Origin of the sequence: Lysinibacillus sp. C5.1, from assembly GCF_016350185.1 — a bacterium.
In the GTDB taxonomy this organism is placed as follows: domain Bacteria; phylum Bacillota; class Bacilli; order Bacillales_A; family Planococcaceae; genus Lysinibacillus; species Lysinibacillus sphaericus.
The window spans coordinates 4,463,204-4,478,358 of record NZ_CP066226.1; the positions used below are offsets into that span (position 1 = coordinate 4,463,204).

10 protein-coding genes, 6 tRNA genes and 1 pseudogene are annotated in these 15,155 nt (G+C 37.9%); all 17 read right to left on the reverse strand.

All coding sequences use genetic code 11. The features are described 5' to 3' along the window. Positions 1–66: 66 nt before the first annotated feature. Positions 67–1,767 carry an ATP-binding protein gene (locus tag I5435_RS21945; protein ID WP_337982986.1) on the reverse strand — a complete coding sequence of 567 codons (1,701 nt, stop codon included), beginning with the start codon at positions 1,765–1,767 and terminating at the stop codon, positions 67–69. Further along, a pseudogene (locus I5435_RS21950) lies at positions 1,742–3,898 on the reverse strand (Mu transposase C-terminal domain-containing protein). The gene I5435_RS21945 and the pseudogene I5435_RS21950 overlap by 26 nt, the downstream one beginning before the upstream one ends. Then, a complete protein-coding gene (locus I5435_RS21955) occupies positions 3,895–4,734 on the reverse strand; it encodes a TnsA endonuclease N-terminal domain-containing protein (RefSeq protein WP_337982987.1) in 840 nt (279 codons plus the stop codon). Before I5435_RS21955 ends, I5435_RS21950 begins: the two are co-directional and overlap by 4 nt. A gap of 153 nt (positions 4,735–4,887) precedes the next feature. Then, entirely contained in the window at positions 4,888–6,690 is a 1,803-nt protein-coding gene (gene glmS / locus I5435_RS21960) for a glutamine--fructose-6-phosphate transaminase (isomerizing) (protein WP_108030733.1), read from the reverse strand. An 867-nt stretch (positions 6,691–7,557) separates the two neighbouring features. Continuing rightward, positions 7,558–8,079, reverse strand: a complete 522-nt coding sequence (locus I5435_RS21965; protein ID WP_025220827.1) for a type 1 glutamine amidotransferase domain-containing protein — start codon at positions 8,077–8,079, stop codon at positions 7,558–7,560. Between the two features lie 113 nt (positions 8,080–8,192). After that, the gene (glmM, locus tag I5435_RS21970) at positions 8,193–9,542 is read right to left on the reverse strand and encodes a phosphoglucosamine mutase (RefSeq protein ID WP_108030732.1); all 1,350 of its coding nucleotides are present in this window, start codon (positions 9,540–9,542) and stop codon (positions 8,193–8,195) included. Between the two features lie 320 nt (positions 9,543–9,862). After that, positions 9,863–10,915: a CdaR family protein gene (locus I5435_RS21975; RefSeq protein WP_025220828.1), complete on the reverse strand. Its 1,053-nt coding sequence runs from the start codon at positions 10,913–10,915 to the stop codon at positions 9,863–9,865. Then, complete coding sequence (gene cdaA / locus I5435_RS21980; RefSeq protein ID WP_024364062.1) at positions 10,908–11,744, reverse strand: diadenylate cyclase CdaA; 837 nt, start codon at positions 11,742–11,744, stop codon at positions 10,908–10,910. The genes I5435_RS21975 and cdaA overlap by 8 nt, the downstream gene beginning before the upstream one ends. A 149-nt stretch (positions 11,745–11,893) precedes the next feature. After that, positions 11,894–12,517, reverse strand: coding sequence for an anti-sigma factor family protein (locus I5435_RS21985; RefSeq protein ID WP_024364063.1), 624 nt, complete (start codon positions 12,515–12,517; stop codon positions 11,894–11,896). A 13-nt stretch (positions 12,518–12,530) separates the two neighbouring features. After that, on the reverse strand, positions 12,531–13,094 hold the full coding sequence (gene sigW, locus I5435_RS21990) for an RNA polymerase sigma factor SigW (RefSeq protein WP_004225410.1): 564 nt from the start codon (positions 13,092–13,094) through the stop codon (positions 12,531–12,533). 133 nt (positions 13,095–13,227) lie between these two features. Continuing rightward, positions 13,228–14,133: an arginase gene (gene rocF, locus I5435_RS21995; RefSeq protein ID WP_337982988.1), complete on the reverse strand. Its 906-nt coding sequence runs from the start codon at positions 14,131–14,133 to the stop codon at positions 13,228–13,230. A 178-nt stretch (positions 14,134–14,311) separates the two neighbouring features. After that, positions 14,312–14,384: transfer RNA gene (locus I5435_RS22000), tRNA-Lys, on the reverse strand. A gap of 13 nt (positions 14,385–14,397) precedes the next feature. Then, a tRNA-Gln gene (locus I5435_RS22005) sits at positions 14,398–14,472 on the reverse strand. A 20-nt stretch (positions 14,473–14,492) separates the two neighbouring features. Next, positions 14,493–14,576: transfer RNA gene (locus I5435_RS22010), tRNA-Tyr, on the reverse strand. A gap of 14 nt (positions 14,577–14,590) precedes the next feature. Further along, positions 14,591–14,666 (reverse strand) — tRNA-Val (locus I5435_RS22015). Between the two features lie 73 nt (positions 14,667–14,739). After that, a tRNA-Glu gene (locus tag I5435_RS22020) sits at positions 14,740–14,814 on the reverse strand. 116 nt (positions 14,815–14,930) lie between these two features. After that, a tRNA-Asn gene (locus I5435_RS22025) sits at positions 14,931–15,007 on the reverse strand. Positions 15,008–15,155: the final 148 nt, after the last annotated feature.

The window sequence follows — 15,155 nt, forward strand, 5'->3', positions numbered from 1 at the left end:
TATTTCTATAATGCCGATATAGCTAGCTTTTCAGACATAAGATGTACCATTAGTTAAGAGAAAGTATTATAAATCATTTAATATAAATTCCTCTAAAAACGGTTTTATATATCCATTTATTTTTAATAATTCATACGGATGCTTTTTTCTTTCTAACGCTTTTACTCTTAACCTTACTAAAGGTAACAGTTCATCTTTATTTGTATGATTTAATTTCTGGTCTTTTTTCTTTTGATTTAAAGTCATTGCATTCTGTATAGCTTCTAACTTTAAATTGTTATATTCACTTTCAATTGGCTGGTTATCTACAACTTTGGAAACTAACTTTTTTATATCGTTAGGATTTAAGGTATCGAAAATTCCTAATGAAGCAATCTCATAACTAAGATTTTCAGTTATCTCTAGTCGTCTGTACTGAAGAGTATTTTGACGCTCTGTCATAGCTTCCTTGACTTTACCCTCATATTCAGTATTCTTCTTATGATTAATCATAAGATCATCTAGATTAATCATAATATCCTCATACTTATACATTGCCTTCAAGTCATTTGTACGTAATGCATTCATCATTGGTTGGATAATTTTCATATCTTCTCTTGCTGTTTTCTTTATTACTTTAGGTGTAATTTTTTCTTCTCCATTTTCTTCATCAAATAAAGCTCTTTCTTGAGCTAAAATGAACAAGTTAACTGCTACCGAAGTAATTCCTTGGCATTCCTCATAAAATGTTTTTTTCAACTCTTCTGTTAGTTCCGAATGAATCTTTAAACATTGAAATGCCCATAGAGTTTCTAAGAAGAATTGCCACTCCTCACTATCCTCTACCATACGATCCCATATAATTGAACCATCACTTGCTGCACGACGAGCTTGTCGGAAGTTCCCTTTAAAAAGTTGTTGTGCTTTCGAGGTACCAATTAATACTGTTGGTATGCCTACTGTGTTTGATAAAGTCACAAAGAAATTTAGCATTTCTTCCTGGTCATTTTTTGAATATAACAAATGCTGAATTTCATCAATGACAAGTACGCCAATCCCGTACATACTGGCTAATGATGTCATGTGTAATAACATTGTTGAGGTAACACGATTTAAATAACCGAACTTCTCTAAATAACGTGTACCTAATAAATCATCAATTGCTTTGAAAAAACTTTTACATAAGGTCGATAAACTACCGTCATATGGACAATCTATTTTAAGCCAAACGATTTGAGTGCGATTAAAAGACTGTCCTTCATACAATTCATGCTTAATGACTTGCGGATACATTAACAACAAACGTTCAATAGCAGTCGTCTTACCGATACCTGAGATGCCAATAATCGATAGACTATCTGCTGTTGAACGAATATGGTTTAAGCGTTCATCAATATATTGATGTGCCTGTTCTTCATCCTCACGTAGGTGATGCAATATTCGAATCCGTTCAAGGAATGATTTATCTAACGGATTTCGGGCTAAATAACCACGACGAATCAAAGTCGATAACCGACGCTCTACTTCAAAGTGGATTGGCAACGGCTGAATGAAGTTTTTCACACGTTTTAAAACATGATAACGAATATTCGCTGCACTCTTCTTATCTTGTTCACTAATACGTGGCGTCACCATAAAACGATCCAACACATCATCTTCATCAAAAATTGGCGGTAGGGCTTCAATAAAAGGATTATGAGCATATTCAGCAAGCATTTGAGTCTTATAACTTGCTTCTTCCATATCTCCTTTTAAGACGACATTATTCATCTTTTCCAAATTCCTCATCTCGCTTTCTCTTTAATTTTTCCATAAGACGTGAAGGTGACTTCTTTTGTGGTTGCTCTTCTAGCTTTATTCTTGATGTAAAATCTATGATTTCTGTTGATTGTTCAGCTAAAGTGGGTGACAAATCAAATTTTTCTTCCTCGCGATTAGCTTGTTTTTCATTCGCTTTATTATCTCGAATCGCAGCTAGTTTTTCTTTTTTACTTGTTGGTTGATGTAGGGCTTGTTTTTTCTTTTGCTCTGCTGCCTTAATAATTTGATCCATCATCGTATCTGTATTAATTGTCAGTTGCACTTGCTTAGAGCGTTCCTCTTCCTCTAATTCATTTCGTAGTTGTTGCTGGAAAACAACTTCTTCTAAAAAGTCCAATTTATATTGCTGGCTAGGCTCTAATAAAATGCACGATTCATAATCCATTCCGTTATCATTCGGGATATAAATTTTGTCTAAATGACGTGGATCATACACAATATCAATACTTTTGTTTTTCAGCTTTGCATACCATTGTTCTTCGATTGCTCGCTTTGATCCATATAATAAACTTTTGAATTTGATACCTGCTCGTGAAATTGTGGCTTTACCACGAGGCAACACATTTAAACGTAAAATATCCCTATCTACTGTTCGAAGACGACCTTTCCTATTTTGAATACCCCAGTTCCATAAATTTATAGGAGTTGGCACAATGCCATCTGTAATCATCGCTTTTTCCATTGGATACTTATCAATGATTTTATGGTTATGCTGCAACATCATCGTAATGATTAATGCCGTAAACTCTTTTAAATTCAGCGTAGCATCGAGCCTATAATCCCTATCTCCACGCTCTCGATATTCTTTTTGAATAGCACCAGGCGCTTTTTGTTTCACTTTGCCATTAATTGTACGGAATTTACGCTCAACGATACCTTTTAAATCCCCACGATATGCAGTTGTATTTTCGATTTTGATATTTAAATTATTTATAAGACCAGCTACTGCATAGCCTTCAAATTCGCCTCTGTCAGCGATAATTATTTCGGGTAAATGATACGTTGGCCATTGCTCATCAGTAATCTCAATTTCATATTGCTTACAAAATTCAACCTTATCAGCAACCATATTATCTAAAGCCATCATTGCTCCTAGCCAAGACGGGCCTTCCAATCCTACATATATCCCTGTAACGATACGTGAATATACGTCAATAATTGCATAAACAACAGGCCTACCTATAATTCGATTTATATCAAAAGAGCTGACCAAATAAATATCCGCAATCGTTGCATCGATTTGAAAGCGTGTGCCAGGTCCGTTTGTTTCAATTTTAGAATTGCTTAAAATAGGACGATGTTTTAACTCGTATTCCTTAGCACTTTTACGAAATTCAATATCTTTTTTAGGGTCTTCAAGCTTTTTAAACCAGTAGTAAAATTGATGATATGAAGGAATACGATTTGCTTCCCAAATACGATATTGAATTTCTCCATCTTCTTTATAACGGTCTGCATAAAAATCACGCAAAATAAAATGGTACACATCTTTTAACGAATAGTTATTGGCTTTGCGGTAGTATTTATTAATGGCATGTTCAAATTGCGTCTTAATCTCCTCAGTTATATTAATGCCACTTCGATATTCACCATTTACAGTTACTCTACGTGGGCGACCAACCTTATCATGGCTAAGATTTTTAGTCTTCCCTCGACCACCCGAGTTTGCGTAATCGGGTAACATAGCATTTTTGTTCATGCCACGTTGCCAATAACGACTTAGCAGTTTTTTCACCTTTGTTTTGCCTAGTCCACTCTCGGCGGTAATCTCTACTATTTTTACTTCACGTCCCTTTTTCTTTAGTAGCTCTTTCATATTAGGGAGGATAAAATTTTCTACAGTTGCCCAGTCCTTATCTCGTTTGCTGATTTGAACAGACGTTAATTCATCATCTGGAATTGCTTATGCAAAAGGATCGCTTATTCTCAATAATTCACCTTGCTCAAGCTCAATCTCTAAATGGCTATATAGCTCCCTTTTAGGCATAGCACTAGTCGTATCGATATTAACTACATAGGCGTACGATTCTTCAATTTCAATAATACGAATGCGTTGTGAATCTGCTGTATATTGAAGTACTTGATTAATATAAATCATCCGTATTTCACCTTCTTCAACTTGCTTTCATCTATTGATTGAATAACAACTATTTGTTCCACGATTAACGGCTCTAACATGTCTACCCGAATGATTTTCTGTGCCAGTAAATGATAAAATAGAGTCATACCACTTCCTAAAGGCATATGTGTCTCTTTATCAAATATATTTGTAACTTCTCTAATGCTTTTGCTTTCACATAAAATTCTCTGTAACAGTGCCATTGCTAAATCTTCAATATGTTGTCGATTCACATTTTGAAATGCATCATATTGTTGAATATCATAATAATCATGAATATAGCTAATATTCCGAGCCATTTCTTTAGGAATCTCCAATTCTGTTACAATGCCCCAATCAATTTGCCTTCGCTCCCAATAAACTCGTTCAATCTCAAACTTTTCAATAACTCGTTGTTTTAGTAGCTCATCTTTCATTTTTATTGTTCGTGCAAGCTCTACTAACCCTTTTCCTTTTTCTACCGTTAATAAAAAATCCGTTGTCATAACAACTGGCTCATTTGTTTTTGGGTCTGTAGGATGTTTAAGACCTAATTCATCTGCAATGACAATTGTTTCTTCCAACGGCAATAAAGGAAATTGTTCTCGAATATCAACAACAAAATCCGAATATTCGGTTAAATAAAAGTAGTTTCGTTCCAAATCTGATAAAAATTCGTGCTGCCTTTTTGTTTTAATCCCTTTTAAACGAGTTGATCTTCCCAATGAGGAAACATCTTGAATATTTAACCACGGTTTATAATCGGCACCAATTCCCGAGCCACGACCTTCTTTAATCCACTTTTCAACTTTAGATGTTCTAGTTCTTTTAGACATAAAAAACACCCCTTTGGCTAAATAATAACCAAAGGGGTAAAGCTTCGCAACTTTTTTACAATCGTCGCGACTTTATTTTAAACATCGCATCTTTTTTATAAACATCGCGACTTTATTTCAAATCTACAAATATTAACACCACAGCTCTAAGCCCTACTCCACAGTCACTGATTTAGCTAAGTTACGAGGTTTATCAACGTCACAACGACGATGGAGTGCCGCATAGTAGCTAATTAGCTGTAATGGCACAACTGAAACAAGTGGTGTTAAGTATTCGTTGACATGCGGAATCACTAGACGGTCGCCGTCTTCGTCTACGCCAGCCATAGCGATAATGCATGGGTATGCTCCACGTGCAGCTACCTCTTTGACATTGCCGCGAATATTTAAGGCTACCGATTCTTGTGTGACAAGGGCGAAAACTGGTGTGCCTTCTTCAATTAAAGCAATCGTACCATGTTTTAGTTCGCCACCTGCAAAACCTTCCGCTTGAATATATGAAATTTCTTTTAGTTTTAAAGCACCTTCAAGACTTACACAGAAGTCGATATTTCGACCAATGAAGAAAGCGTTGCGTGCAATTTTTAAGTAGTCCTCTGCGATGTCTTCTAATACATCTTTTGCATCAATAATTGTTTGAATACCGTTAGCCGCAATTGCAAGCTCTTGTTTTAAATCAAATTCTAAGCCTTTACCGCTTGCTTTTGCTGTCACATATGCTGCTAGTGCAAGTACCGCCACCTGCGCTACATATGCTTTTGTTGAAGCTACAGCGATTTCAGGACCTGCATGTAATAATAATGTATAATCTGCTTCACGTGATAGCGTTGAACCTGGTACGTTTGTAATCGTTAATGTTGGATACCCAAGCTCTTTAATTTTCACAAGTACTTGGCGGCTATCCGCTGTTTCACCTGATTGGGTAATAAAGATAAATAGCGGTTTTTCTGAAAGTAGTGGCATGTTATAACCAAACTCACTTGAAATATGCACTTCTACCGGAATACCAGCCATTTTCTCGAAATATTGTTTACCGATTAAACCTGCATGGTAACTTGTGCCGGCAGCAATAATGTATAATCGATCGGCAGCTTGCAATGCTTGTAATATCGCTGTATCAATTGTTAAATCGCCATTTTCGCCTTCGTACGCTTGAATGATTTTACGGATAACTGTTGGCTGTTCATCCATCTCTTTTAACATATAGTGAGGGTACGTACCTTTTTCAATATCGCTCATATCAAGCTCTGCTGTGTAAGGTGCACGCTCCACTACTGTGCCATCTAATTTTGTAATTTGCACACTACCTTTGTGCACGATAACGACTTCTTTATCGTGTAATTCCACAAATTGATCAGTTACTTGTAGCATTGCCATCGCATCTGATGCAACTACATTGAAACCATCGCCTACACCTACAAGAAGTGGTGATTTGTTTTTCGCCACAAAAATTGTATCAGCCGCTTCAGCATCTAATAATGCAAGTGCATAAGAGCCGTGTAGTAGAGATAATGTTTTACGGAACGCCTCTGCTGTTTGCAGTCCATCTTTCACAAATAGCTCTACTAACTGCACGATTACTTCTGTATCCGTGTCAGATTTCATTGGGATGCCTTTTAAGTATGTTTTTTGTAATAAATGATAGTTTTCAATTACACCATTATGCACAATCGTAAAACGACCTGATGCGCTTTGATGAGGGTGCGCGTTTAAACGGTTAGGTACTCCGTGCGTTGCCCAACGTGTATGACCGATCCCTACTTTAGCCGCTACATCCTCGTCTACTGCTCCACGTAAATCAGCGATACGACCTTTTTCCTTGAAGATTGTTACGCCTTCTTCGTTGCGTACAGCGATACCTGCTGAGTCATAGCCACGGTACTCTAGCTTCTCTAAACCTTTTAATAAAATTTCCTTAGCATCTGATTCACCAATATATCCTACAATTCCACACATATTATATTTCCTCCGATATTGTCATATTAACGCAATGACAAACTAGACCTCAGCCTATCGAAATTTTTCGGTGGGCGTAAACAGTACCGCTTATTTTCAAAACGAAAATAAACATACTTATGCGCGCACGTCCTCAGACTATTTCAGCTATCTAAAATAGTGCTTTGCTCGATACGTGAAGTTTTCCTATTTATCTATTGCTCTACTTATACCTTCTCCATTTTCTGTACATTCAATCACTCAAATGCTTTCAAAATGAAAAATGACAATCGGGTATGTCGATCGGGAGGCATCCGCCGAATTTTCGATAAACCTCCACCTCGTCTGCTGAAGATGTCTTCGTCCAATTTCTTCAGCTCAGGCGCTATAATTGTTTTCCGATTTTTGTGCTTCCTTTCCTCCTTTAGCACTTGCTAAGCGGACAAGGTCACCCAAGCCGTCAGCTTCTCCATAATACTCAATCATATGCTATTCGTCAAATTTTCGTTATTAAAAATAACCCTTAGCTACTTTTTTTGTGACAAACTATCAAAGTGTAAGATGAGAAATGCCAGCATGATTGTATAACAATAGCAAAATGGCTGGGACAAAAGTGAAAAAGTGTTAGATTGACCGCCACCAATCTAACACTTTTTTACTGTGTCGTTGTTGTCCGCTTCGGCGGTGCTTTCCGCTCAGCACAGTAAGCCGCAACCTTGAATACCGCATCTTACGCTGTGTGCGTTCTGAGCAGGAGTCACCGCCTTTGCTACCAACAACTAGTTTTTCTTTTTTATTTATTATTTATTAGCGAAAATTTATCAACACTAATGTACCACTATTTAATATTTTAAGGTTATATTCCGGCCTCTAAAAAAGGAACGACGCTTAGCTCTCTTTGCTTGCAAGTAATTTCACAATTTCTCGGTTAAAAGCTGGTAAATCTTTAGGTGTACGACTTGTTACTAATTGTTTTTGACAAACAAATACTTCTTCGTCATGGAAAATAGCACCTGCATTTTCCAAGTCTACTTGTATGGATTTATAGCCTGTTGCATCACGTCCATTTAATGTTTTGGCTGTAATCAGTAGCTGTGGCCCGTGACAAATTGCAAAGGTTGGCTTCATGTCATCCATAAACGTTTTGACGAAGGCTACAATGCGATCATCTGCACGTAAAATATCCGGTGAAAAGCCACCTGGAATAAACAGTGCATCAAACTCTGAAGCATGAACTTCCTCGATTCCCTTATCAATTTTCACTTTTTCACCATGTTTACCTTCAACTTCTTTTCCTGCTTCAATGTCAATTGTAATGACCTCATGCCCGGCAGCCTCTAATGCTGCCTTTGGACTTGTATACTCCACGTCTTCAAACATATCTGTTATTACTGTTGCAATTTTAGCCATATAAATTAAACACCCCTTGTTTATTGTGACTCTGTTTTATACTTCCCTCCTTCAAAAATTTCAAACATAAAAAACGACCTCCCAATAGTGGGAGATCGCGTAATTTATAATTATTATGTTAAACCCATTTCCGTACGTACTACATTGGCAATACGTTCTACATAAATTTCGCAATCCGTTTCTGTAGCAGCTTCCACCATTACACGAACAAGTGGCTCAGTGCCAGAAGGACGTACTAAAATACGACCGTTTCCAGCCATATCTGATTCAACTTCTGCTATTACAGCTGCAACCTTAGCATTTTCCGTCACTGCATGCTTGTCTGTTACACGTACATTGACTAAACGTTGCGGGAAGATTGTCATTTCTGCTGCAAGCTCTGATAACTTTTTGCCAGTAGCTTTCATAATACTAACGAGTTGAATACCTGTTAGCAAGCCATCACCCGTTGTATTAAAGTCTAAGAACACAATATGACCAGATTGCTCTCCGCCAAGATTGTATTCATTAGCACGCATTTCTTCCACAACGTAACGATCGCCTACAGCCGTTTGTACGCTATGCATGCCGTTTTCTTCAACAGCCTTGTAGAAGCCCATATTACTCATCACTGTTGAGACAATTGTTTGCTTTTTCAAACGACCAACTGCATTTAAGTGTTTACCAATGATAAACATAATTTGGTCACCGTCAACAATTTTACCTTTTTCGTCTACTGCAATAAGACGATCGCCATCTCCATCGAATGCTAAACCAACATCTGCACCTTTTTCAGTCACAAATGCAGCAAGACCTTCTGGATGTGTTGAACCAACACCGTCATTAATGTTCAGACCTGTTGGGGAAGCACCCATTGTTGAAATGTCTGCTTCTAAGTCGGCAAATAAATGAGTTGCCAATGATGATGTTGCACCATGTGCGCAATCTAGCGCTACATGAATACCATCAAATTCTTCATCTACCGTTTGCTTTAGGTATTGAATATACTTTTGTCCACCTTCGAAATAGTCACTTACAATGCCTAGATCTGCACCGATTGGACGTGGTAATGTATCTTCTTGAGCATCAAGAATTGCTTCAATTTCTGCTTCTTGAGCATCAGTTAACTTGAAACCATCGGGACCAAAAAATTTAATGCCATTGTCGGCAACTGGGTTATGTGAAGCTGAAATCATGACGCCTGCATCTGCACTCATAATTCGGGAAAGATAAGCAACACCCGGTGTAGAAATTACACCAAGACGCATTACCTCTACGCCAATTGATAAAAGCCCAGCTACTAGTGCACCTTCAAGCATTTCGCCTGAAATACGTGTGTCACGACCAATTAATACCTTTGGACGCCCTGTTGCATCCTTTGTTAAAACATAGCCACCTACACGGCCTAGTTTAAATGCAAACTCCGGTGTTAATTCACTATTCGCGACGCCACGGACGCCATCTGTTCCAAAATATTTACCCATTCTAATTGTTCTCTCCTTCAATGCAAGACGACCGCATCATGCTTATTTCCTGCGGACAATCGGACGGCTCGTCTGCTTACTTTTGGAAAAGTCTATTTTTTATTTATCTACTAGTATTTAGGCCTCTTTAAATCACTTTCAGAGGCTCTAAGGCAAAAAGATGTCAGTACTCAAGTGTCGCACATTCACTATAACGGAATTATACAAGTGCTAACTTGAGCCATTATGTTCATCAGCATTATCGCTTTGCTGGATCACACAATTTATAGAGACAGGAAATCTCATATATGAATCAAGTTAAAATTATAGTCAGTTATTGTTTAAGAATCAATATCTTCTGTCACAGGTTCAGGATTTGTCTCTGTAGGATTAGCAATCGTTTCCTTTTCCACCGGTTCTACTGGATCCACCTGATCTACCTTTTCGGCTTTCTCTGCCTTTGTAACATTCGCTTTAATTTTAACTTTCTGTTGAGATACTTTAGTCGCACCCTCTGGTAATTTCACATCAAATTCATACGTTTTCGATTCCGTGATTTTTGATAAATCCACTTCAACAGGTACTTCGGTTAAAACATCAATAATGGATTTCTTGCCAAATAGCCTTAAGCTAGTAGTATCAAGGGTTAATTGATTAATGGTAATCCCTTCTGCTGCTTTGCCCGTTTCCTTTATCGTAACAGGAAGTTCTTTGCTATATTCAGCAATATCTACCCGTACCTTAACCTGTTCTGGTTCTATTATCACATCTAATTTATTTAAATCGCGATCTAATACTTTAACAGCCGCCGCTTGAGAGAAAGGTTGTTTCAAGCCTTGTTCACCCGTAACAGTCGCTTTCACATAGCTAATGCTTTCAATAGCACTTTTTGCCCCTGTTACAAACACAGTTGCTGGGTTAGCAGACATTCCTTTTAAGTAATATCCTTCATCTATTAAACGATTATTCATTTCCGGATCTACACGGAACTCTTGTGTGACTTTTTCCTCTATATTTACATTCACTTTTGCTGGGTCTAGCGTCACTTGCAACTTATCAGAAATATTTTCGTATTGTAGTTCAACGCTATGCTCACCAATTAATAAATCATTTAAATTTACAAATACTGAGAAATCTTTCACTAATTTTGCTTGTAAGGCGATTTGTTTTGGTCCCCTTACCGTGACATTCACTGTTTTTGGAATACCCGTCACGATGAGACTATCATCATCATAATAAACTTCTACGGGTACATCTCGAATGACTTCAACCTGTTCAGTCATCGCAGTTTTATCTGTAGAAGCTAACTCGGTCCGAACAGAGAAAAATAGTAAGCACGCTAGAAAAAGCGCAATGATTCGCAATACCCATGGGCTATCCATCATTTTATCCATTCTTTTTCCCCCTCCAAGTCAACTTAGAGGCTGCATTCGATTCTTGTGCTGATCCGAACCACATTTTGCGTAACAGTGTTTCGAATTCCTCTAGAGAAAGATTGCGATGTAGATTTCCATTTAACGTAATACTAATAGCTCCCGTTTCCTCTGATACGATAATCGTAATCGCATCTGTTACTTCACTAAGCCCAAGAGCTGCACGATGTCGTGTGCCAAGTTCCTTTGAAATAAACGGACTTTCCGAAAGTGGTAAATAGCAAGCTGCTGCTGTAACCTTATCTTTCTGCATAATGACTGCACCATCATGTAATGGTGTATTCGGTATAAAAATGTTAATAAGCAATTCAGAAGAAACTTCTGCATTTAGACCTATTCCCGTTTCAATATATTCATTCAAGCCTGTGTCTTTTTCTATAGAAATTAATGCACCAATTCGGCGTTTTGCCATATAGCTAACCGACTTCTTCATGGCCTCAATCAGTCTTGTTTGCTCTTCTTCTTCTTGACTTGTCGAACGTTGGAAAAGCTTTCCTCGTCCAATTTGTTCTAGACCTCGTCGTATTTCCGGTTGGAAGATGATAATGATGGCCAAGAAACCAAACTCGATTACTTGCTTTAGCATCCACCCCAAAGTTTCTAACCCTAAAAAGTCTGTTGCGATACGTGCAATAATTATGACGAAAATGCCTTTCAATAGTTGGACAGCTTTCGTCCCTTTAATGAGGGTTAAAATTTTATAAACAACGTACCAAACGAGCAGTACATCTATGAAGTTAATAGCAATATTCACTGGTGTTAAATCCGTGAATTGTTCGATAATTTGCACGTGGCATCCCCCACTTTTCATTGCGAATCCATACACATTTAAGTATAGCACATTCTTTTCAAATGTAACTTTTTTCAAATGAAAAGTCTACCCATATGAGTAGACTTTTCATCCTCTACCGTGCACTACCATGTAGGACGTATAGAGTTCTATTTAGTTTCTTTTTCCTCAAATGTCATTGCTGCCTTGACGGAATTTTTGATAGTATACCATAACCATTCGAATGCTTCGTCAATTTCCTCGATATTGCCTGAAACGACTGCTGAAGATGCCATATACTGACCGTTAATAATCGTTACATTGCCATCTACTTCACCCTCAACAAGTAAGTCGCCATTTTTGACGACGATATCGCCTTTTACGACCTCTCCTTCTGGAACAATAACCGTTTGTCCTTCTACAACAAGGTTTGGTTGTTTGGAGACCGAGAAGTTTTGATCATCCATGAAACTACCTAATAAAGTAGCACTCATAAATAAACAGAAAACTGCTGCTGCCACAAAGAACGGATGACGACGAATCCATTTTTGCATACCTACACGACTTTTGGGTTTCGGTAAACGTGCCATCACCGCAGCTTCGAAATCCGGAGGTGCTGTAATATGGGAAGCACTCTTCACAAAGGCGATCGTTTCACTCAATTCTTGCATCAATTGCTTGCAATCACCGCATGATTGCAAATGTTGTTTCAACTCTTGCTCATGCTCACGACTAATGTCACCGTCTAAATAATCATGCATATAATCAATAATATGCTCTGGACAAATATTCATGACGCTCCCCCTCCTACAGATTGTTTAATTGCTTTCGTAATGCTTCACGTCCGCGGTGAATTCTCGTTTTCACTGTCCCAAGAGGCATATCCAAAATTTCACTGATTTCCTGTAACGATAATTCTTCGATATATTTCAATACTATAACTGAACGATATTTATCCGGCAATCGTCCAATCTCATATTGAATACGATCTTGTAGCTCCATCTGCTCTAACTGTTCCTCTGGTAGTTGGTCATCTGCTGCAATCTGCGAATACATATCGAGCCCTTCTGTACCAGCTACCTCCGCATCTAAATAATAATCCGGCTTTTTCTTTCTAATACGGTCTATGCAGAGGTTCGTCGCAATGCGATAAAGCCACGTCGAAAATTTTCTTTTTTGATCAAAAGTATGCAAGTTCATATAAGCGCGAACAAATGCTTCTTGTGCAATATCCTCAGATTCTTGCTTGTTTCCTAACATTCGGTAGCATACTTGGTACAGTTTGTGCTGATAGAGACTCACAATATCGGCAAATGCGTTTTGATCGCCTTTAAGCACTTGTTTTATTCTCTTATTTACTAACGCATCCATTGTGTTTACTTCTCCACCTTTACAACTGTCTTATACTATACGACCCGACTATAAGAAAAGTTTCAATTTATATTCAATTATAACAAAAGTTTTTTAAACGATGTGGCGATAAACATTTTTTTCACAATTTACATTAAACTAGTGTCTCACCAAACAAAGAACCTATTAATGCTACTGCCACATCTGCCGTTTTATTTTTCTCGTCTAGTATAGGATTCACCTCAACAAATTCAGCAGATGTTAACATCCCTGATTCTTGTAGCATTTCCATTGCTAAATGACTTTCACGATACGATATACCGCCAGGCACCGGCGTTCCCACTCCTGGTGTATAAAGCGGGTCTAGACCATCTAAATCTAACGATAAATGTAAACCGTCTACTTTACGTTCTTGTAAGTAAGCGATTGCATCTTCCATCACACGCGTCATACCAAGTCGATCAATTTCATGCATTGTATAGACCTTAATACCTTGTTGGCGAATTAGCTCACGTTCCCCCGGATCTACTGAACGTGCACCGATAATAATGACATTTTCAGGCTTAACCTTTGGTGCATAGTTTCGAATTTGTACAAGACGTTCATGACCCAATCCAATACTAACCGCAAGTGGCATACCGTGAATATTACCAGATGGTGTTGTTTCAGGTGTATTCAGATCGGCATGTGCATCAAACCAGATAATACCTAAGTTTTGGAAGTGCTCTCCAAGTCCTGCAAGCGTACCGATTGCAATACTATGATCACCGCCAAATACAAGCGGAAATTTTTTTTGTTCTAACACTTCATGTACTTGGTTAGCTAATGTGGTACTGATATCTATAACTTCCTCTAAATTTAATAGCTGTTTATCAACTTCTTTACTATCATGCTTTTGACTAACAAGTATATCTCCCTGATCATGTACCTCGTGTCCGATTGCCTCTAATCGCTCTACAACGCCCGCATATCGAATTGCACTTGGTCCCATGTCAACCCCTCTTCGTGTTTGTCCGTAATCTGTTGGTACTCCAATAATTGATACTTGTTGTTTATTCATATTTTTATACCCCCTTTTGGTGATAAGACTATTGTAAAGCCTACAATACACTTGGCTCAACCCAACAATAAATTGTATATTTATTCATTTAATACGTAAAAAAAATCTCCTGCTGTTTTCAGCAAGAGATTAGTATCTGTAGTTAATGTTACACTTTTGAATTTAATATATAGAAAAGTGAGCCATGAAGGACTCGAACCTTCGACCCTCTGATTAAAAGTCAGATGCTCTACCAACTGAGCTAATGGCTCATAAAAGAAAAAATGGCTGGGGTACTAGGATTCGAACCTAGGCATGACGGAATCAAAATCCGTTGCCTTACCGCTTGGCTATACCCCAATCATTTAAATAAATAAAACTGGTGGAGGGGGACGGATTCGAACCGCCGAACCCTAAGGAGCGGATTTACAGTCCGCCGCGTTTAGCCACTTCGCTACCCCTCCGAAAAAACACTATATGGTGGAGGATGACGGGCTCGAACCGCCGACCCTCTGCTTGTAAGGCAGATGCTCTCCCAGCTGAGCTAATCCTCCATAGAAACAGGTGTTATTTCTTCACAGTTTATTTATCTTTTTAAGCCTATGCATTACTACGATGTTTTGAAAATGGTGACCCCTACGGGATTCGAACCCGTGTTACCGCCGTGAAAGGGCGGTGTCTTAACCGCTTGACCAAGGGGCCATTTATTATGTCTCAAACAAGACAAGATTTATATTAACATCATTTTCATTTTGATGCAAGTATTTTTTAAAAATTTCTTTTTTAAATTATAAATTAGTTAAAAAAGTGCAAAAAAATGGCTCCGAAGGCAGGACTCGAACCTGCGACAACCTGATTAACAGTCAGGTGCTACTACCAACTGAGCTACTTCGGAACAATACTATTTAATTTGGTTTTGACAACCTCTTAAGTACATTTATTATTATAGCAAGCATTCTAAATTATGCAATACTTTTTCAACAAAATTATTTAATTTATTGCATAATTTTCGAATTGACGTATATCAAACCTCAATAGTTCTC

What these genes read in the sequence shown, in the direction of transcription:
- I5435_RS21965 (WP_025220827.1), bottom strand. Translation starts at nt 8,079, where the DNA reads ATGGCTAAAATTGCAACAGTAATAACAGATATGTTTGAAGACGTGGAG.
- glmM (WP_108030732.1), bottom strand. Translation starts at nt 9,542, where the DNA reads ATGGGTAAATATTTTGGAACAGATGGCGTCCGTGGCGTCGCGAATAGT.
- sigW (WP_004225410.1), bottom strand. Translation starts at nt 13,094, where the DNA reads ATGGATGCGTTAGTAAATAAGAGAATAAAACAAGTGCTTAAAGGCGAT.
- rocF (WP_337982988.1), bottom strand. Translation starts at nt 14,133, where the DNA reads ATGAATAAACAACAAGTATCAATTATTGGAGTACCAACAGATTACGGA.
- glmS (WP_108030733.1), bottom strand. Translation starts at nt 6,690, where the DNA reads ATGTGTGGAATTGTAGGATATATTGGTGAATCAGATGCTAAGGAAATT.
- I5435_RS21975 (WP_025220828.1), bottom strand. Translation starts at nt 10,915, where the DNA reads ATGGATAAAATGATGGATAGCCCATGGGTATTGCGAATCATTGCGCTT.
- I5435_RS21985 (WP_024364063.1), bottom strand. Translation starts at nt 12,517, where the DNA reads ATGAATATTTGTCCAGAGCATATTATTGATTATATGCATGATTATTTA.
- I5435_RS21955 (WP_337982987.1), bottom strand. Translation starts at nt 4,734, where the DNA reads ATGTCTAAAAGAACTAGAACATCTAAAGTTGAAAAGTGGATTAAAGAA.
- I5435_RS21945 (WP_337982986.1), bottom strand. Translation starts at nt 1,767, where the DNA reads ATGAGGAATTTGGAAAAGATGAATAATGTCGTCTTAAAAGGAGATATG.